The organism is Kitasatospora sp. NPDC041917, from assembly GCF_055589745.1.
Genome location: NZ_JBVJBI010000004.1, coordinates 196,098 through 214,166 on the forward strand (window position 1 = coordinate 196,098; position 18,069 = coordinate 214,166).

General features: G+C 73.7%; 17 protein-coding genes. 10 read left to right on the forward strand and 7 right to left on the reverse strand.

Features of this window, described 5'->3' with window-relative positions; all coding sequences use genetic code 11:
- Nucleotides 1–257 precede the first annotated feature (257 nt).
- Nucleotides 258–554 (reverse strand): type II toxin-antitoxin system VapB family antitoxin, encoded by a 297-nt coding sequence (locus ACZ6EM_RS06625; protein WP_030061387.1) that lies wholly within the window; start codon nucleotides 552–554, stop codon nucleotides 258–260.
- A gap of 192 nt (nucleotides 555–746) precedes the next feature.
- Here ACZ6EM_RS06625 and ACZ6EM_RS06630 point away from each other — a divergent pair, with 192 nt between their 5' ends.
- Complete coding sequence (locus ACZ6EM_RS06630; protein WP_401052311.1) at nucleotides 747–2,315, forward strand: helicase HerA-like domain-containing protein; 1,569 nt, start codon at nucleotides 747–749, stop codon at nucleotides 2,313–2,315.
- A gap of 65 nt (nucleotides 2,316–2,380) precedes the next feature.
- On the opposite strand, the gene ACZ6EM_RS06635 is transcribed toward ACZ6EM_RS06630, so the two are convergent.
- Together ACZ6EM_RS06635 and ACZ6EM_RS06640 are read right to left on the reverse strand one after the other, a co-directional pair.
- Entirely contained in the window at nucleotides 2,381–3,547 is a 1,167-nt protein-coding gene (locus tag ACZ6EM_RS06635) for a hypothetical protein (protein ID WP_465771843.1), read from the reverse strand.
- A 101-nt stretch (nucleotides 3,548–3,648) separates the two neighbouring features.
- Entirely contained in the window at nucleotides 3,649–4,308 is a 660-nt protein-coding gene (locus ACZ6EM_RS06640) for a rhomboid family intramembrane serine protease (RefSeq protein ID WP_465771844.1), read from the reverse strand.
- Between the two features lie 97 nt (nucleotides 4,309–4,405).
- On the opposite strand from ACZ6EM_RS06640, the gene ACZ6EM_RS06645 reads away from it, so the two are divergent.
- Together ACZ6EM_RS06645 and ACZ6EM_RS06650 are read left to right on the forward strand one after the other, a co-directional pair.
- Nucleotides 4,406–4,924, forward strand: coding sequence for a YbhB/YbcL family Raf kinase inhibitor-like protein (locus ACZ6EM_RS06645; RefSeq protein WP_401052304.1), 519 nt, complete (start codon nucleotides 4,406–4,408; stop codon nucleotides 4,922–4,924).
- Between the two features lie 3 nt (nucleotides 4,925–4,927).
- Nucleotides 4,928–5,824: a hypothetical protein gene (locus ACZ6EM_RS06650; RefSeq protein ID WP_452180173.1), complete on the forward strand. Its 897-nt coding sequence runs from the start codon at nucleotides 4,928–4,930 to the stop codon at nucleotides 5,822–5,824.
- Here the strand turns inward: ACZ6EM_RS06650 and ACZ6EM_RS06655 are convergent.
- Nucleotides 5,821–6,831 (reverse strand): helix-turn-helix transcriptional regulator, encoded by a 1,011-nt coding sequence (locus tag ACZ6EM_RS06655; protein ID WP_401053542.1) that lies wholly within the window; start codon nucleotides 6,829–6,831, stop codon nucleotides 5,821–5,823. The two genes, ACZ6EM_RS06650 and ACZ6EM_RS06655, sit on opposite strands and share 4 nt — an antisense overlap.
- A gap of 112 nt (nucleotides 6,832–6,943) precedes the next feature.
- On the opposite strand from ACZ6EM_RS06655, the gene ACZ6EM_RS06660 reads away from it, so the two are divergent.
- Nucleotides 6,944–8,422 carry an MFS transporter gene (locus ACZ6EM_RS06660; protein WP_380551902.1) on the forward strand — a complete coding sequence of 493 codons (1,479 nt, stop codon included), beginning with the start codon at nucleotides 6,944–6,946 and terminating at the stop codon, nucleotides 8,420–8,422.
- Between the two features lie 129 nt (nucleotides 8,423–8,551).
- Here the strand turns inward: ACZ6EM_RS06660 and ACZ6EM_RS06665 are convergent, their stop codons facing one another.
- A complete protein-coding gene (locus ACZ6EM_RS06665; RefSeq protein WP_359905604.1) occupies nucleotides 8,552–9,196 on the reverse strand; it encodes an HhH-GPD-type base excision DNA repair protein in 645 nt (214 codons plus the stop codon).
- Between the two features lie 263 nt (nucleotides 9,197–9,459).
- On the opposite strand from ACZ6EM_RS06665, the gene ACZ6EM_RS06670 reads away from it, so the two are divergent.
- From ACZ6EM_RS06670 to ACZ6EM_RS06685, 4 genes are all read left to right on the forward strand, one after another.
- Entirely contained in the window at nucleotides 9,460–9,807 is a 348-nt protein-coding gene (locus tag ACZ6EM_RS06670) for a DoxX family protein (protein WP_465771845.1), read from the forward strand.
- A 237-nt stretch (nucleotides 9,808–10,044) separates the two neighbouring features.
- The gene (locus tag ACZ6EM_RS06675; RefSeq protein WP_465771846.1) at nucleotides 10,045–12,507 is read left to right on the forward strand and encodes a terpene synthase family protein; all 2,463 of its coding nucleotides are present in this window, start codon (nucleotides 10,045–10,047) and stop codon (nucleotides 12,505–12,507) included.
- A 128-nt stretch (nucleotides 12,508–12,635) separates the two neighbouring features.
- Nucleotides 12,636–13,433 (forward strand): VOC family protein, encoded by a 798-nt coding sequence (locus tag ACZ6EM_RS06680; RefSeq protein WP_401054199.1) that lies wholly within the window; start codon nucleotides 12,636–12,638, stop codon nucleotides 13,431–13,433.
- 36 nt (nucleotides 13,434–13,469) lie between these two features.
- Entirely contained in the window at nucleotides 13,470–13,973 is a 504-nt protein-coding gene (locus ACZ6EM_RS06685) for a DinB family protein (protein WP_401054201.1), read from the forward strand.
- A 55-nt stretch (nucleotides 13,974–14,028) separates the two neighbouring features.
- Here ACZ6EM_RS06685 and ACZ6EM_RS06690 read toward each other — a convergent pair whose 3' ends face one another.
- Entirely contained in the window at nucleotides 14,029–14,730 is a 702-nt protein-coding gene (locus ACZ6EM_RS06690; protein ID WP_452180176.1) for an ArsR/SmtB family transcription factor, read from the reverse strand.
- Between the two features lie 187 nt (nucleotides 14,731–14,917).
- Between ACZ6EM_RS06690 and ACZ6EM_RS06695 the strand changes: the two genes are divergently transcribed.
- Both ACZ6EM_RS06695 and ACZ6EM_RS06700 read left to right on the forward strand, forming a co-directional pair.
- The gene (locus ACZ6EM_RS06695) at nucleotides 14,918–16,396 is read left to right on the forward strand and encodes a cytochrome P450 family protein (RefSeq protein WP_465771847.1); all 1,479 of its coding nucleotides are present in this window, start codon (nucleotides 14,918–14,920) and stop codon (nucleotides 16,394–16,396) included.
- Nucleotides 16,393–17,166, forward strand: a complete 774-nt coding sequence (locus ACZ6EM_RS06700) for an isocitrate lyase/PEP mutase family protein (RefSeq protein ID WP_452180178.1) — start codon at nucleotides 16,393–16,395, stop codon at nucleotides 17,164–17,166. The genes ACZ6EM_RS06695 and ACZ6EM_RS06700 overlap by 4 nt, the downstream gene beginning before the upstream one ends.
- A gap of 58 nt (nucleotides 17,167–17,224) precedes the next feature.
- Here the strand turns inward: ACZ6EM_RS06700 and ACZ6EM_RS06705 are convergent, their stop codons facing one another.
- On the reverse strand, nucleotides 17,225–17,989 hold the full coding sequence (locus ACZ6EM_RS06705; protein WP_465771848.1) for a TetR/AcrR family transcriptional regulator: 765 nt from the start codon (nucleotides 17,987–17,989) through the stop codon (nucleotides 17,225–17,227).
- Nucleotides 17,990–18,069: the final 80 nt, after the last annotated feature.

Here is an 18,069-nt window from a genome sequence, read left to right on the forward strand (position 1 = left end):
TCCCCCTCGTGCCAGGGCGGGGTCGGGATGACGGATCGGCCGGGTGGGGACTTCCCCGGTGCGGGCGGAATCCCCTGGTCGCGGCCGTAGTCAGCAGCGTAGTGCCGTACGGCCTCGAAGGTACTAAACGATCATCATCTGGCGTACCCCGGTACCCGAAAGGGGGTACCGGGGTACGCGCGGACCGCCCTCCGCCGGATGGCGAGGGGGCGGTCCGGAAAGCCCGTGGCGGCCCGACGGCCCGGTGACCGGGTCCGTCACTCCATTTCGAGGACGCGGGCGTGCAGCACCTGGCGCTGCTGCAACGCGGCCCGGACGGCCCGGTGCAGGCCGTCCTCCAGGTAGAGGTCGCCGTGCCACTTCACCACGTGGGCGAAGAGGTCCCCGTAGAACGTCGAGTCCTCGGCCAGAAGGGTTTCGAGGTCGAGTTGGCCCTTGGTGGTCACCAGCTGGTCGAGCCGCACCGGGCGCGGGGCGACGTCAGCCCACTGGCGGGTGCTCGTCCGGCCGTGATCCGGGTACGGCCGCCCATTGCCGATGCGCTTGAAGATCACACGGAAAGCCTACCGTTCGGACGGCGGATGGCGCAGCAGCCGCGACGCCGCCACGCGCGCCGGTGTGAACTGCGCATGGACGAATGCAGCTGTTTGATGGGAAATGTCGCGAACATCGCCCGGTGTCGATCGGGTTCCGCGCCGATGCCGAAGCGTTCCGAAGCGTTCCGATCCGCTCAGGAGTGTGCACCGATGTCCTCCGACCCCACCCCGCCGGCCGTCCGGGAGATCGCCGACGGGTACGCCTTCACCGGTCCCGCCCTCGACCTCGGCGCCGTGCTGCTGGACGGCACCGCGTACCCGGACGCCCAGGTGCGCATCCCGCTGGGCGTGCTCAACCGGCACGGGCTGGTCGCCGGGGCCACCGGCACCGGGAAGACCAAGACCCTCCAGCTGATCGCCGAACAGCTCTCCGGGCAGGGCGTGCCGGTGTTCCTCGCCGACATCAAAGGGGACGTCTCCGGCATCGCCGCGCCCGGGGCACCGAGCGAGCGGACCGGCGCCCGAGCCGCCGAAGTGGGGCAGCGGTGGTCGCCGCAGGGCTGCCCGGCCGAGTTCTACTCGCTCGGCGGACAGGGCGCCGGCATCCCGGTCCGGGCCACCGTCACCAGCTTCGGACCGCTGCTGCTGGCCAAGGTGCTCGACCTGAACGAGACCCAGGAGTCCTCGCTCAGCCTGGTGTTCCACTACGCCGACGGCAAGGGCCTGGAGCTCTACGACCTCAAGGACCTCACCGCGGTGATCGCCTTCCTCGCCTCGCCCGAGGGCAAGGAGGAGCTGCGGACCATCGGCGGGCTCTCGGCGGCCACCGCCGGGGTCATCCTGCGCGCGCTCACCGTGCTGGAGAACGAGGGGGCCGGGGCGTTCTTCGGCGAGCCCGAGTTCGACACCGCCGAGCTGCTGCGGACCGCTCCGGACGGCCGGGGCGTCGTCTCGGTGCTGGAACTGCCCGCCGTGCAGGACCGGCCGCGGCTGTTCTCCACCTTCCTGATGTGGCTGCTCGCCGACCTCTACCAGGAGCTGCCCGAGGTGGGCGACCTCGACAAGCCCAAGCTGGTGTTCTTCTTCGACGAGGCGCACCTGCTGTTCAAGGGCGCCTCCAAGGCCTTCCTGGAGGCGATCACCCAGACCGTGCGGCTGATCCGCTCCAAGGGCGTCGGCATCTTCTTCGTGACCCAGACGCCGCGGGACGTTCCGTCCGACGTGCTGGCGCAGCTGGGCAACCGGGTGCAGCACGCGCTGCGCGCCTTCACCCCGGACGACGCCAAGGCGCTCAAGGCCACCGTCTCGACCTTTCCGCGCTCCTCGTACGACCTCGGCGCGGTGCTGACCTCGCTGGGCACCGGCGAGGCCGTGGTCACCGTCCTCTCCGAGAAGGGCGCGCCGACGCCGGTCGCGGCGACCAGGCTGCGGGCGCCGCAGTCGCTGATGGGGCCGATCGGGGCGACGGCCCTGCAGGCGGTGGTGGACGCCTCGCCGCTGACGGCGCGCTACCGGGACGCGATCGACCGGGAGTCGGCGTACGAGAAGCTGGCGGCGCGTGCCCCGCGGCCCCGGGCGGCGCCCACCGGGCCCGGGGCGTCGACGCCTGCCGAGCGGGCGCCGCGGCGGGAGGCGCCGAGGGAGAAGGAGGGTGCGGGCGGGCTGCTCGGGTCGCTGCTGAGCAACCCGACCGTGAAGTCCTTCGCGCGCTCGGCCGGGAAGCAGCTCGGGCAGGAGATCTCGCGCAGCCTGTTCGGGACGTCCAAGCGGCGGCGCTGACCGGTCGGGCGGGGCCGGCCGGCCGGTGGGGCGGCGCGGGTGTCGGTGGGGCGTGGCGTCGGCGGTCAGGCGGAGAGTGCGGCGCCGATCCGGTCCAGGGAGGACAGCCGCATCAGGCCGTAGTTGTAGAACTCCACCTCGGGGACGCCGAGTTCGCGCAGGATGGCGATCTTGGCGGCGAGGTTCTCCGGGCCGTCGCAGTCGGAGGACATCGGGCGCAGGATCACCGCCAGGGACTGCGGGCGGACGCCGTGCAGGGCGAAGGCGGCGACCTTCTCCCGGACCGCTTCCGGGGTCCTCGCGTAGCCGAGGGTCTCGATCCGGTCGACGGCCCCGGCGAGGGCGGGCAGGTCGATGCCGGCGAGCCAGCCCGTGCCCGGGCCGCCGCCGTCCATGAAGGTCAGCCGCATGCCGTGCCGGCGGGCCTGCTCGGCGAGGTCGGCGGCCAGCGCGGTGACGGCGGTGGCGGAGGCGTCCACGTAGGCGGCGAAGGCGCCGTCGGCGAGGGTGCTCAGGTCGGCGGGCTCGGCGGCGGCGGACTCGTCGGCCAGCCGGCGGCGCAGCTCGGCGCGGACCGCCGCGGCCACCGCCTCGGCCGGGACCCCGGCGCGGGTGGCGGCGGAGCGGCAGTGCGGGCAGAAGCAGACCCCGAGCAGGGCCTCGGCGGTCGGGCCCAACTCCTCGAAGTAGCGCTCGTGGTGGTAGCCGTGGCGCAGTCCGTGGAAGTGCAGGGACTCGGCGCGGATCGCGTCCACGCCGTACCGGGCCAGTTCGGCGACCAGGGTCAGCGCGTACTCCCGGACCTCCGGGTTCGCCGGGCAGAGTTCGGTGAGGTGGCGGTCGCCGAAGGCGTTGGCCGGGGCGCAGTCGGGGTGGGTGAAGCCGAGCCGGTCGTTGTGGCAGAAGACCGTCCAGGCGTGCAGCTTCAGCCCGCGGCGGCGGGCCTCCTCGGCGGCCTCGGCGAAGGGGTCGCGGTCGCCGATCGCGGTGGACGGCACGGGGGTCAGCCGGCGGCCCCGCCAGGCGGCCGGGTCGAGGCGGAAGTACGCCGCGCCCGGCTCCAGGTAGCGGACCACCCGGCGGGGGTTGTGCGGGAAGACGTCGCGGGCCTCGTGGTAGACCGAGGCGAGGGTGACGCCGCCGACCCCGGCGCGGTCGGTGAGGTTGCCGAAGAAGGTGTCGGCGCCCTCGTCGAGCAGGTCGGTGGCGAAGGCGAGGACGGACGACTCCACGGTGCGGCTCCGGAGCTGGGGGAGGGTGAGCCGTCCACGCTAGCCGCAGGGGTGGTATTGGTCTATACCTGATGGTCCGGATGGGAATCGTCGGACACGTCCTACAGGCCGAGCTCGTCCAGCTGCTTGAGCAGGGCGGATCCGGGGCTGGTCGGGGCGGTCCCCTGCGGCGCGGCGGGCTTCGCGGCCGGCCGGTCGCGGAGCAGGACGGCGGCGGCCAGTCCGCCGATCAGCCCGCCGAGGTGGCCCAGCCAGCTGACGCCCGGGGTGACGGGCAGGACCCCGATCAGGATGGTCGAGTAGACCACCGCGACGACGACGCCGACCACCGCGTCCAGCACGTTGCGGTCCAGGAGCCCGCGCAGCACCACGTAGCCGAGGTAGCCGTAGACCATGCCGCTCGCGCCGGCCGTCACCGTGTTCGGGCTCTCCAGCAGCCAGACCAGCAGCCCGCCGGACACCACGATCACCAGGCTGGCCAGCAGGAACTTCTTCATACCCCGGTAGGCGGACAGGAAGCCGAGCACGAACAGCGGCCAGGAGTTGGCCTCGATGTGGCTCCAACTGAAGTGCAGGAACGGCGAGGTGAACATCTCCGGGAGGTCCCCGACCTGCTCCGTGCGCAGGCCGAACTCCCGCGACAGCCCGTAGTCGTCCAGCCAGTTGAGCACCTGCACCGACCAGATGACGGCCTGGATGCCGAGCATGGTGAGCAGCGCGCGGCGGGAGTCGGCGAACAACTGGACGAGTTTGGCGGCCATGCCCCGACTCTAGGGGCGCCGGAAGCGTACGTGCACCCCATTACAGTGACTCGTGTCGTTCCGACCGTGAGATCCGACCGTGAGAGGTGACCAGCCCATGAGCAAGCGCGCGCCGCTGCCGTACGAGTTCCTTCCGCAGGTGCCGTCCTTCCCGCTGAGCAGCCAGGACATCACCGAAGGCGCCACGCTGGGCCGGGAGTTCATCCACGCCGGCGGCAACCTCTCGCCGCAGCTGGCCTGGTCGGGCCTGCCGGAGGGCACCCGGAGCATCGCGGTCACCTGCTACGACCCGGACGCGCCGACCGGCTCCGGCTGGTGGCACTGGCTCGCCCTCGGCCTGCCCGCCGACACCACCGGGCTGCCGCGCGGCGCCGGCTCCTCCGATGCCGCCCTGCCCGGCGAGGCCTCCTTCCACGGCCGCAACGACTTCCCGGGCAACCAGTACGACGGCGCCGCCCCGCCGCCCGGCGCCCCGCACCGCTACGTCTTCGCGGTGCACGCGCTGGACGTCGAGAAGCTGGACGTCGCCGCCGACACCCCGCCCGCCCAGGTGGGCTTCAACCTCACCTTCCACACCCTGGGCCGGGCGCTGCTGACCGCCGAGTACGGGGTCTGACCCTTGGCGATATCCGATCGCCCGGTCGAGGTCTGGCGGCTGCCCGAGGAGGAGTGGAAGGCCGGCCGCCGGGCCGTGACCTGGACGGTGGGGCCGGACGGGGAACTGGCCGTCCTGGTGGTGCCGGAGCAGTACACGGCACCGGCCGGGTCCTGGCCGGAGGTCCGGTTCCCGTACGAGGCCGAGGTGGTCGTGATGGGCCCCCGCGGCGAGTGGCGGGTGCCGCTGTCCGGGGTCGACTGCTCGCCGGACCACCTGGCGCTGCTGCCGGGCGGCCGGCTGCTGCTGGTCGAGGCCCGGGCCGAGCAGGACGGGGAGGAGTGGCGGCCCAACGGCTTCGTGTACGGCCCCGACGGGACCCCCGGCCGGGAACTCCTCCTCGGCGACGACACGCCCGTGCTGGTGACCGACCGGGACGGCCGGATCTGGATGGCCTACGGGGACGAGGGCATCTACGGCGACCACCCGATGTCCTGCGCGGGACTCCGGGGCGCCGACACCCACGGCCGGGTGGTGTGGAGCCCGGACCACCGGAAGGACCTGCCCGGGTACCCCCTGGAGGGCCTGGCCGGAGCGACCGAGGGGCGGTACGCCTGGCTGGCCTGGTACCCGGGCTCCTCGGGCAGCTACCTCACCCGGATCGAGGCGGCCGACGGGACCTCGTCCACGGTGCCGTGCCCGGTCCGGACGCCGGTCGGCTTCGCGGTCCGCGCCCGGGAGGGCGTCTTCCTGTCCCCGGGCGGGGAACTGACCTGGCACCTGCTGGTCGGCAAGCAGTGGAAGCAGACCGGGAAGCGCAGGCCGGACGTGCCCGGCGAGCTCGACCGCCGCCGTGCCTACGGCCGGGACGGCGTGCTGTGGTTCAGGTCCGGCAACGGCTGGTACCGGGTCGAGGTCTAGGAAGGGCCCTGGCGTCGGCCCTGGGACGGGTCCGGACCGCCCCGGTCCGGCGCCCCCGCCGCGTGCTCGGCGCGGGCCGCCAGTTCGCGCAGGTGCTCCCGCAGCGCGGGCGGCTCGTGCACCTCGAAGGCGCAGTCCAGCGAGAGCAGCCGCATCGCCGTCCACTCCAGGGAGTCGGTGCGGGAACGGAGCCGGCAGCTGTGCTCGTCGATCGGCTCGACCTCGGAGTCGCCCGGCCGGAGGCCGCGGCGGACCCGCTCGGCCGGGGCGTGCACGGTGGCGACCACGGTGCCGCTCGGTGACGGGCGGTGCAGCTTGCCCGCCACGTAGGCGGCGGCGTCCTCGGCGGGGAGCGGGCGCGGGGTGAAGCGGACGCCGGTGGCGGCCGGGCCGCTCAGCCGGTCGACCCGGAAGAGCCGCCAGTCCTCGCGGTCCAGGTCGTAGCCCACCAGGTACCAGCGGCGGCCGACCGAGACCAGCCGCTCGGGCTCGACCTGCCGCCTGGTCTCGGCCCCGTCGTACGCCCGGTAGCCGAAGCGCAGCCGCTCCCGGGCGGTGACGGCGCGGGCGAGCACGGTGAGGTCCTCCGGGTCGACGGTCGGGCCGTCCCCGGTGAGCAGCGGCACGGTGGCGGAGTTGAGCGTCCCGACCCGCTGCCGCAGCCGGCCCGGCAGCACCTGGAGCAGCTTGCCGAGTGCCCGTACCGAGGCCTCCTCGATGCCGACCACGGCGTGCCCGGCCGCGGCGCGCAGCCCGACCGCGATGGCCACCGCCTCCTCGTCGTCCAGCAGCAGCGGGGGCATCGCCGTGCCCGCGACCAGCCGGTAGCCGCCGTCCGGGCCCATGCTGGCCCGCACCGGGTAGCCGAGCTCGCGCAGCCGGTCGATGTCGCGCCGGATGGTGCGGGGGCTGACGCCGAGCCGCTCGGCGAGTTCGCTGCCGGGCCACTCGCGCGGGGTCTGGAGCAGGGACAGGAGGCTCAGCAGCCGGGCCGGGGTGTCGCTCATGGCGTCCAGCATGCCCGACCAACTGGGACAGGTTCTGACCTATACGGCCGTTACTGTCGCGGACGTGGAGAAGAGCGGCGTGGACGTGAAGAAGAAAGAAGAGGAGACCGCAATGAGCACCGCGGCAGCGGACCGGCGGAGGTGGATCGCGCTGACGATCGTGATGGTGGCCTCCTTCATGGACCTGGTGGACGTCACCATCGTCAACATCGCCATCCCGAGCATCCAGCAGGACACCGGCGCCTCCTTCAGCGCCATCCAGTGGGTGACCGGCGGCTACGCGCTGGCCTTCGCGATCGGGCTGATCACCGGCGGCCGGCTGGGCGACATCCACGGCCGCAAGCGGGTGTTCCTGATCGGGATCGGCGGCTTCACGCTGGCCTCGGCGCTGTGCGGGCTGGCCTCCGGCCCGGAGATGCTGGTCGCGACCCGGCTGCTCCAGGGCGGGACGGCGGCGCTGATGGTGCCGCAGGTGCTGTCGATCATCCACGCGACCTTCCCGGCGGAGGAGCGCGGCAAGGTGTTCGGCCTGTTCGGCGCGGTGGTCGGGCTGGGCGCGGTCTCCGGTCCGCTGATCGGTGCGCTGCTCACCGAGTGGGACCTGTTCGGTCTGGCCTGGCGGCCGATCTTCCTGATCAACCTGCCGGTCGGCATCGCCGGCCTGCTGCTCGGCCGCCGCTTCATCGACGAGTCGAAGGCCGACCAGGCACTGAAGCTGGACCTGGTGGGCGTGGCGCTGGCCAGCCTCGGCCTGCTGATGCTGATCTACCCGCTGACGCACGGCCGGGAGGCCGGCTGGCCGCTGTGGGGCTACCTGTCGATGGCCGGGAGCCTGCCGGTGTTCGCGCTGTTCGTGGTGTACGAGAAGGTCAAGACGCGGCGGGACGGCTCGCCGCTGGTGGAGCTGGCGCTGTTCCGGGTGAAGTCCTTCGCGGCCGGCATCTGCGTGCAGCTGGCCTTCGGCGTGGCGCTCGGCATCTACTTCCTGGTCTGGACCCTCTACATGCAGGTCGGGCTGGGCTGGAGCCCGCTCAAGGCCGGCGCGACCGGCATCCCGTTCTCGATCGCGGTCTCCACGGCGGCCGGACTGTCGGTGCAGAAGCTGGTTCCGCGGTTCGGGCGGAAGGTCCTGCAGACCGGCGCGCTGGTGATGGCGGCGGGCGTCCTCGTCTACATCTGGGAGGCGGACCGGTACGGGACGGCGATCACGACCTGGCAGATGGTGCTGCCGCTGGTGGTGATGGGACTCGGGATGGGTCTGATCGTCGCGCCGATCACCGACGCGGTGCTGGCGGAGGTTCCGCGCGAGCACGCCGGTTCGGCGTCCGGGCTGATCAACACCGTGCAGCAGGTGGGCAACGCGCTCGGGCTCGGCCTGGTGTCGGTGGCCTTCTTCGGGGCGATGGACGACGTGGTCGCGCCGGAGGCGGTCGGGGCGGCGTTCGGCGGGGCCTTCGTGAACGCGATGTGGTGGGTCGCCGGGGTGCTGCTCGCCGTCTTCCTGCTGATGTTCGCGCTGCCGCGGCGGCGCAAGGCGGCCGGGGCCGTGGCCGGCTCCACCGCCGAGGAGCGGGAGCCCGTCCTGATCTGACGGAGCGCTCCCGTTCGCGGGCCCCGGTCGCGCGGCGCGGCCGGGGCCCGCGTCGCGCTCTGGGAGGGCCCGGCCCCGACGCGGTCGGCCGGGTGGGTCGACCGTTGGCACGGGCGGCCGGGCCGTCGGTCAGCGCGCACCGGTCGGGGCGGGGGCGGCGGTCGTACGGGTGGTGGTGCGCGGCTTGGCGGCGGCCTTGGCCTCCTTCGCGACGCGCTTCATCTCCTGCTTGAACTCGCGTACCAGGGTGAGGGATTCGGGGCCGGTGATGTCCGCGACCGAGCGGTGCGCACCCTCCTCGCCGTACGCGCCGGCCGCCTCGCGCCAGCCCTCCGGCCGCACCCCGTACTGCTTGCCGAGCAGGGCCAGGAAGATCTGCGACTTCTGCTTGCCGAAGCCGGGCAGGGCGTTGAGCCGGCTGAGCAGCTCCTTGCCGGTGCGGACGTTCTTCCACAGCGCCGCGGCGTCGCCGTCGTACTGCGCCACGAGGAACTGGCAGAGCTGCTGCACCCGTTTGGCCATCGCGGCCGGGTAGCGGTGCACCGCGGGCTTCGCGGAGAGGAGCGCGACGAACTCCTCCGGGTTGTACGTGGCGATCTCGTGGGCGTCCAGGTCGTCGTGGCCGAGGCGCTGCGCGATGGTCAGCGGGCCGGTGAACGCCCACTCCATCGGGACCTGCTGGTCCAGCAGCATGCCGACGAGCGCGGCGAGCGCGCTCCGTCCGAGCAGTTCGTCGGCCTCGGGCTGTTGTGCGAGCCGAACGGTGACGTTCACGGGCTTGCCCTCCTCGGAGTTGACGTCTGGTCGGCGCCCAGTCTGGTGGACGCGGCGTTGGCGTACAGGATCAACACGCCCGTAGCCGGGGAAGTCGTCTCTGTTCAAGGCCTTGCCAGAGCTGCATTGTTCGTTGGCGGAGCGGTTGCCAGGGGTAGCGGCGGGGTGTCGCGGACAATTTTTTGCCCGCGCCGGTCACATCCGGCGGATGCCCCGGGTCAGGGGAGTGTCGAACCGAACAGCCGTCGAATGGGAGCACTCCGATGTCCGTCGCCCACACCGTCGTCACCGTCCTCGCCGCCCTCATGGTCGGCTTCTCGGCCTACTCCGTCTTCGCCGGCGCCGAGTACGTCGTGAAGCCGCTCGCCGACTACGGCGTCCCGCGCGCCTGGTGGACCTGGCTCGGCGTCGCCAAGGCGGCCGGCGCCCTCGGCCTGCTGGCCGGCCTCGCCGTCCCGGCCGTCGGCTACGCGGCCGTGGTCGGCGTGATCCTCTACTTCCTCGGCGCCGTGATCACCGTCCTCCGCGCCCGCGCCTACGCCCACGTCCCCTTCCCCCTCGTCTACATGGCGCCCGCCGCCGCCTCCCTCGTCCTCGCCCTCGCGGCCTGAGCCGGGGCCGCCCGGCCCGCCGGGCCCCGCCGCCCTGCCGGGGGCGGCGTGCACGGGGGAGGAGTGCGCGGGGCGGGTATGGGGGCGTGCGTGGTGGGGGAGGGCGCTCGGCTGGGCGGGTGGCTTCGAACGGGGGGAACGAGTCATTTCATATGACTGTTTCTGTTGTGCCGGTGCGGCGAGCTGACGACGGGTCATTCTTGGTCCAATCGACGCGTCCAGAAAGGCTCGCCCGCCGTGACCCAGCCGTTCGAACTGCCGTCCTTCTACGTGCCGCACCCGGCACGCCTCAACCCCCATCTGGACGAGGCACGGGCCCACTCCACCGACTGGGCCCGGGAGATGGGGATGCTGGAGGGATCCGGAATCTGGGACCAGGCCGACCTGGAAGCCCACGACTACGGCCTGCTCTGCGCGTACACCCACCCCGACACCTCCGCCGAGGCGCTGTCGCTGGTCACCGACTGGTACGTGTGGGTCTTCTTCTTCGACGACCACTTCCTCGACATGTTCAAGCGCACCAACGACCGCGGTGCGGGCAAGGCCCACCTCGACCGGCTGCCGCTGTTCATGCCGGCCGACCCGGCCGCCGAGCTGCCCGAGCCGGAGAACCCGGTCGAGGCGGGCCTGGCCGACCTGTGGCGGCGCACCGTGCCGGCGATGGGCGAGGACTGGCGGATCCGGTTCGCCGAGAGCACCCGGAACCTGCTCAACGAGTCGCTGTGGGAGCTCGCCAACATCAACGAGGGCCGGGTGGCCAACCCGGTCGAGTACATCGAGATGCGCCGCAAGGTCGGCGGCGCGCCCTGGTCCGCGCAGCTGGTCGAGTACGCGGCCGGCGCCGAGGTGCCGAAGGAGGTGTCGGGTTCGCGGGCGCTGCGGGTGCTGATGGACGCCTTCTCCGACGGGGTGCACCTGCGCAACGACATCTTCTCGTACCAGCGGGAGGTGGAGGACGAGGGCGAGCTGAGCAACGGCATCCTGGTGCTGGAGCGGTTTCTGGAGTGCTCCACCCAGGAGGCCGCGGACGCGGTCAACGACCTGCTCACCTCGCGGCTCCAGCAGTTCGAGAACACCGTGTTCACCGAACTGCCGGTGCTGTTCGCGGAGACCGGGCTGGACCCGGCGGGGCGCGCCCGGGTGACGGCGTACGTCAAGGGCCTGCAGGACTGGCAGTCCGGCGGGCACGAGTGGCACCTGCGGTCCAGTCGGTACATGAACGGCGGTGGGGCGGCCGCGGGTTCGGGCGGGTCCGGTGGCGAGGTCGCTCCCGGCTCGGGCGGTGGACCGGTGGGTCTGCCGGGTCTGCCGGGCCTGCCGGTTGGGCCCGGGGGCGGCAACTGGTGGGACCAGTACGCGATCGGCGGCATCGGGACCTCGGCGCTGGACATCCTGCGCAGCACGGCCGCCGGGGCCACGGCGGCCGTGGCGGAGGGGGGCTCGACGCCGGCGGCCAAGGGCGCGGCGGCCAAGGGTGCGGCGGGCCCGGCCGTGCGGCGGGCGCGGTCGCACGGCCACGTGCCGTACCAGGCCGTGGGGCCGTCCCTGCTGCCCGAGTTCAAGCTTCCGTTCGAGCTCCGGCTGAGCCCGCACCTGGACGGCGCCCGGGAGCGCGTGATCGAGTGGGCCGAGCGGATGGGACTGCTGGCGGCGGTGCCGGGCGTTCCCGGCTCCGGCATCTGGGACGCCGAGTCGATGCGAGACTACGACCTCCCGCTCTGCGCGGCCGGCCTCCAGCCGGATGCCACGGCCGACCAACTCGACATCTCCTCGGCCTGGTTGGCCTGGGGCACCTGGGCCGACGACTACTACCCCCGGGCCTTCGGGCACACCCGCGACCTGGGTGGCGCCAAGGTCGCCAACGCGCGGCTGTCCCTTCTCATGCCGGTGGACGGCACCCCCGCGCCGGAGCCCGTCAACGCGCTGGAGCGCGGCCTCGCCGACCTCTGGGAGCGCACCGCCGGCCCGATGACCGTCGAGGCCAGGGGCCGCTTCCGGGTGGCGGTCGAGGCGATGCTGGACAGCTGGATCTGGGAGCTGAGCAACCAGATCCAGAACCGGATCCCCGACCCGGTGGACTACCTGGAGATGCGCCGCTCCACCTTCGGCTCCGAGCTCACCACGAGCCTCTCCCGCCTCGGCCACGGGCAGACCGTGCCGCCGGAGGTGTACGACCACGGCTCGATGCGCGCGCTGGAGAACTCGGCGATGGACTACGCGTGCATGATGAACGACCTCTTCTCGTACCAGAAGGAGGTCGAGTACGAGGGCGAGCTGCACAACGCCGTCCTGGTGGTGCAGAACTTCTTCGGTTGCGACTACGAGTCGGCGGTCCGGATCGTCGACGACCTGATGCACTCGCGGCTGGGCCAGTTCCAGCACGTGGTGCAGAAGGAACTCCCGGTCATGTACGAGGACTTCGGGCTGGAGCAGGCGGCCAGGGAGATGCTCGACGGGTACGTGGGGGAGCTGGAGAACTGGCTCGCGGGCATCCTGAACTGGCACGAGGGCTGCCTCCGGTACGCCACGGCCGACCTGGAGCGGCACTTCGGCGCCGAGCGGGACCTGGTGGAGGCCTCGCAGGCCCGTCGGGCGGCCGCCGCGCCGGTTCCGACGGTCCCGCCGCCCTCGGTGCCGCCGGTGCCGCTCGGTCCGACCGGCCTGGGGACGGCCTCGCTGCGCCTGTCGGCGGGCGGCTGACGTCGACGGGTCGCACCCGCGCGGGTCCAGCCCGCGCGGGTGCGCCGCATCGTGGCTAGGCTGGCGAACCGGGGGCCGGCGTGCGCCCCCCCGGCGCGCGCACTTTCGCCACACACGAGGGCAGAGAGATGGCTGCGCTACCTGAGGGCACACCCTGTTGGGCCGACGCGATGTTCACCGACCTGGAGGGCGCGAAGGCCTTCTACGGCGACGTGTTGGGCTGGACCTTCGGCGAGAGCTCGTCGGAGTTCGGGAACTACACCCAGGCCTACTCGGACGGCAGGGCCGTCGCCGCGATCGTGCCGCCGATGCCGGGCGCGGAGGCCCAGTCCGCCTGGTGCCTCTACCTGGCCTCGCCGGACGCCGGTGCCACCGCGACGCGGATCCGCGCCAACGGCGGCGAGGTGGTCATGGGGCCGATGCAGGTCGGCGACCTCGGCACGATGGTGATCGCCAAGGACCCGGCCGGAGTGGTGTTCGGCGTCTGGCAGGCCGGCCGGCACGAGGGCTTCGAGAAGCAGGGCGAGCCCGGCGCCTACACCTGGGCCGAGCTGGTGACCCGCGAGCCCGCGAAGGCGGACGCCTTCTTCCCGGAGGTCTTCCCGTTCGGCGTGAAGAAGATGGCGGGTGGGGACTTCGACTACCGGATGTTCCAGGTCGACGACCGGCCGGTGCTGGGCCGGATGGGCGCGGAGGGGGAGTTCCTGCCGCCCGAGGCACCCTCGTACATCAGCGTCTACTTCGCGGTGGACGACACCGACGCCGCGATCGGCCGGCTGACGGCCCGCGGCGGCAAGGTGTACTTCGGGCCGATGGACAGCCCGTTCGGCCGGTTCGCGGCGGTCGGCGACCCGCAGGGGGCGGCCTTCGGGTTGATCGACGTCGGTCGGCGGGTAGGGGAGCAGCCGGAGACGGTGGACGTCTGATGCGTCCGACGGGACGACGAGCGGCAGGGGTGGCCGATGGGTGAGCGCGAGGAACTCGTCGAAACGCTGGACAAGCACCGCGAACTGCTGCGGCGCACCGTACGGGACCTCACCGACGCGCAGGCGGCCGAGCGCACCACGGTCAGCGAGCTGTGCCTCGGCGGCCTGATCAAGCACGTGGCGGCGGTCGAGGCGCGCTGGGCGCGGTTCATGACCGGCGGCGCGGAGGCGATGCGGCGCGGGGACGGGGGCGCCGCCGACCCGGACGCCTGGGCGGCCCAGTTCCGGATGGCGGAAGGCGACACCCTGGCCGGGCTGCTCGCCGAGTACGAGCGGACGGCGCGCGGGACGGACGAGCTGGTCCGGACCCTGCCCGCCCTCGACCTCGCCCACGAGCTGCCGCCCGCGCCCTGGTTCCCGCCGGGCACGGCCTGGTCGGCCCGGCGGGTGCTGCTGCACCTGATCGCCGAGACCGCGCAGCACGCCGGGCACGCGGACATCATCCGGGAGTCGCTGGACGGGGCGAAGTCGATGGGCTGAGCGGCGGTTCGCCCGGCACGTCGAGCGGCACGTCGAGCGGCGCCGGGGACGGCCGTCAGGGCAGCTCCACGCCGAGGAGTTCGCGCAGCGCCCGGTTGCCGTCCGGGGTGACCCGAAGGGCCCGGCCGGAGCCGATCCGTTCCACCCAGGCGCGGTCCAGGGCGGCCCGGCAGAGTGCCGCGCCGAGCGCCCCGCCCAGGTGGGTGCGGCGTTCCGTCCAGTCCAGGCACCCGCGCACGACCGGGCGTCCGCCCCGGTGGCCCGCGCGCGGCGGCAGCTCGATCGTCTGCGCGGCCAGCCAGTCCCGGCCGTGCCCGGTGACGGCCAGCCCGCCCTCCTCGGTGACCAGGCCGCGGGCGAACAGCGCGTCCGACACGGCCACGCCGAGGCGTCCGGCCAGGTGGTCGTAGCAGGTACGGGCCCGGGCCTCGGCACTCAGCCGGGTGGCCTCGGTCAGGTTGCGCGGCGCGGTCGCGGGGCCGGGGCCGGGGCCGGACTCGGCGAAGGCGGTGAGGTCCTCGATCAGCGTGGCCACCGCGGGCGTGGCCAGCCGGACGTACCGGTGCCGGCCCTGTCGTTCTTCGGCCAGCAGCCCGCCCGCGATCAGCCGGGACAGGTGCTCGCTGGCCGTGGACGGCGCCACGCGCGCGTGGCGGGCCAGCTCACCGGCGGTCCAGGCGCGACCGTCGAGCAGCGCCGTGCAGATGGCGGCGCGGGTGGGGTCGGCGAGCAGGGCGGCGAAGGCGGCGAGCGTCATGCCTCCATGGTCGGGGCACGGGAGAGCGGGCGGGCGCCGAGTCGCGTACCGGGGCGGAGCGGCGCACGGGGGCCGGGGCGGTCGCGGCGGCGGGGCCGCGTGGGGGAGCGGAGCCGGGAACATGCCACCAGGGTCGCCCCCGCACGGTTCGGCCGGGGCCGAAACGACCCGGGGCCACGATGACGGCATGAGCGAAACCACGGTGGTCTCCGGCCCCGCGACGATGACCTTCTCCCGCTACGACGACGTGACGGCGGCGCTGGCCGACCCGGCGCTGGTCCCGCCGCCCGCCGGGCCGGCCGTGCCCGGAGCGCCCGGCGCCGCCCCCGGCACGGTGGCCTGGCTGCGGTCCGCCGTCGCCCGGTTCAGTTCCGGCGAGCCGCACGCCCGGCGCCGGGCGCTGGTGCTGGCGGACCTGGAGCGGCTGGACCCGGACCGGCTGCGGGTGGCCGCGGCCGCCGGCTTCGAGTCCGACGTCCGGCTGCGGGTCGTCCGGGTGCTCGCGGCGGAACTCGGCCTGGCCGACCCGGAGGCCGTGGCGCGGGATGTCGCGACGGTGTCCCGGGCGTATTTCACCGACGCGTCGGACGATCCGGCGGTGGCCGACCCGGTGGCCGACCCGGTGGCCGACCCGGTGGCCGACCCGGCGGCGGACGCGGCGGTGGCCCGGCTGCTGCCCGTGATGGGGGACCGGGACGACGCGGCGGGGGGCCGGGACGACGCGGCGGGGGACCGGGACGAGGAGACGGCCGCGAACCGGATCGGCCTGCTCGTCCAGGCCTGCGACGCCACCGCCGCGCTGGTCGAGGGCGCCCGCCGGCACGAGGACGGATTGGCCGGCGTGCTGCGCGCGGACCCGCCGGTCCGGACGATGCGTCGGCTCGCCGCCCGGGCGACCGAGGTCGGAGGGGTCGCGGTACCGGCCGGGACGCGGGTCCTGCTCGACATCGCGGCGGCCCAGTCCGGGGCGCCGGAGGGCGTCGCGCTCACCTTCGGCGCCCCGCCCCGGAGCTGCCCGGGCCGCTCGCAGGCCCTCGTCATCGCTGAGGGCATCCTGTACGGCGCCTCCGATCCGGCGGACACCGGGGCGCCGGACATGCCGCCCGCGCCGGATCGAGGGAAGGCCGAACTCGTCTCCCTGGTGCCGGAGATGGTCGAGAGCGTGCTTGTCCTGGCGGCCGGTTGGACGGACTGGGGCGGTCGCCCGATCCTCAACGCCGACGGCCGAACCTACACGCCGCACAAGGCTGTTCGCCGTATCGCCGACCATCTCGTCGACCACCTCGCCGAGGTGGAGGCCCGGGTGGTCGGTGAGCCGACCGAGCCCGACCACTGGCACGCCTCCGGTGTCACCACCCCGGCCGACCTGGCCCCGTTCACCACCGCCGACCTGGACGAGGCCCGCAGCCGGCTGACCCGGCTGGCCGGGATCTGGTCCCGGCGGATCACCGCACTGCCGGACGAGTGGCTGGACGACTCGCCGGGGACGGGCTGGAGCTTCCGGCAGATCGTCCGGCACGTCTCCGGGGCCGGGTACTACTACGCGGACTCGGTCGGCGCCATCGGCAGCCCCGCGGGTGCGACCGACCGCCCGGAGGGAGCGACCGGCACCCCGGCGAACGCGACCGGAAACCTCGCGAACGACCCGACGGAGACGACCCGATGACCCCCTTCGCCGCCCTGCACCACCTCCCCGGCCGTCCGCTGCTGCTCCCCAACGCCTGGGACCACGCCTCGGCCGTCGCCCTCGCCGCCCAGGGACACCCCGCGATCGGCACCACCAGCCTGGGCGTGGCGGCCGTCGCCGGCCTGCCCGACGGTGCCGCCGCCACCCGCGCGGAGACCGTACGGCTGGCGCGCCGGCTCGGGCGGGTCGGCTTCCTGCTCAGCGTCGACGCGGAGTCCGGGTTCAGCGACGATCCGGACGAAGTCGCCGAACTGGCCGTGGAGTTGGCGAAGGCCGGAGCGGTCGGCATCAACCTGGAGGACGGTCGGGCGGACGGTTCGCTGACCCCCGTCGACCGCCATGCCGCCAAGATCGCGGCGGTGAAGGCGGCCGTGCCGGAGCTGTTCGTCAACGCCCGCACCGACACCTACTGGTGCGGGCAGGACGCCCCCGAGGCGGGGGCACTCCGGCGCCTGGACGCCTACCAGCAGGCGGGCGCGGACGGCGTGTTCGTCCCCGGGCCGGCCGATCCGGCGGCCATCGGCCGGCTGGTCGGCGCGCTCTCCGTCCCGCTGAACATCCTCTGGACGCCGGCCGGCCCGGGCCTCGCCGAGCTGGCCGCGCTCGGGGTGGCCCGGGTCAGCCTGGGCTCGCTGCTGTACCGCGCGGCACTGGCGGCGGCGGTGGCCACGGCGGCGGCCGTCGCGGCGGGCGAGCCGGTCGGTCCGGTGCCGGGGTACGCGGAGGTGCAGGCCCTCAGCGGGAGTTGAGCGTCTCCGGGGAGCGGTCACGGGCGGCCCTGGACCGGCGCCCCAGGGACCGGCGCCCTCAGCCCTGCTGGCGGGTGGTCCAGGCCGCCTCGATCCCGTCCAGGATGACGTTGACGCCCCGGGCGAAGCTGCTGTCCCGGCCCGCCGCGATCTCGTCCGGAACCTCGGTGGTGTACAGCCGGTGCAGCCGCGGGAACTCCTTGGTGGCCTCGATGACGGCGGGCAGGAGCCGGTTCATCCACTCCTGCTCGTCGTGGCCGCTGCGGGCCAGCGAGCTCACCCAGGCGGCCTCCACGCAGGCGGTTCCGATGGTGTAGCCCATCACGGCGCTCATCGCGTCGTTCGCCTCGCCGATCTCGAAGCCGGCCGTTTCCAGGACGGTCAGCAGGGCCTCGGAGAGCCGCATCCAGTTGGGGCCGAGGTAGATCATCCCGACGTCGCCGATCACCGAGACCATCCACGGGTAGCGAATGATGGTCGCGCGCATGCTCTCGGCGGTCTCCATGACCTTCGTGCGCCAGACCTTCGGGTCCTCGGAGCCCTCGGCCTCCGGCTGCGGGAGGGTGCCGAAGACCTGGTCGACGACCAGGGCGAGCAGTTCCTCCTTGTTGGCGACGTGGGTGTAGAGCGAGGTCGCGCCGGCGTTCAGCCGGGCGGCGAGCTTGCGCATGCTCAGCGCATCGATGCCGTCGGAATCCAGCAGCGCGAAGGCCTCGGCGACGATCTGCTCGCGGCTGAGGGAGGGCTGCTCCCGCCGTCGCTGGGGGCGGTTCCACGGCAGGGGGATGCCCGGGGTCGTGCCGTCCTCTGATTTGGCCGCCATCGGGCCCTCCTCGCCAGTCGTCGATCGCCGGACCCGGTCCGGTGCGGCGCAGCTTGCCACAGGTTGCTGCGAACAGTGTA